Source organism: Streptomyces sp. SID13726 (genome assembly GCF_010548375.1).
In the GTDB taxonomy this organism is placed as follows: Bacteria; Actinomycetota; Actinomycetes; order Streptomycetales; family Streptomycetaceae; genus Streptomyces.
The window spans coordinates 1-400 of record NZ_JAAGLY010000744.1 but is presented as its reverse complement, the minus strand read 5'-3'; the positions used below and the strand labels follow the sequence as shown (position 1 = coordinate 400).

General features: G+C 73.0%; 1 protein-coding gene. It reads right to left on the bottom strand.

The window, feature by feature from the left end:
- The coding region (locus G3I78_RS52690; protein WP_164437327.1) for a non-heme iron oxygenase ferredoxin subunit at positions 1-307 on the bottom strand (307 nt) is incomplete at its 3' end.
- Between the last annotated feature and the right edge of the window lie 93 nt (positions 308-400).

The following is a 400-nucleotide window of genomic DNA, read 5'->3' as shown; positions in this document are numbered from 1 at the left end:
CCTGCTCGCCGTCGACCGTCACCGGGTACACGGGCACGGGACGCGTCGCGGGCAGCGCGATCGGCATGCCGGTCCGCACGTCGAACTGCGAGCCGTGCAGCCAGCACTCGACGAAGCAGCCCTCGACCTCGCCGTCCGACAGGGACACCGCCCCGTGGGAGCAGATGTCCGAGATCGCGTGCCAGCCGCCGTCGCCGTCACGGATGACCGCGACCTCGACGACGCGCCCGTCCTCGGCCGGGAGCTCGACGCGGAGCGCCTCCTCCGGGCCGAGGTCGGACGTCGTGCAGGCGGGCTGTGCGGTCACGCCGTCGCCTCGGCGAGCTCGGCGCTCCCGTCGATGATCGACATGGACTTGCTCAGCTCGCGCTCGATCGCCTCGAGCAGGCGCTCCTCGACC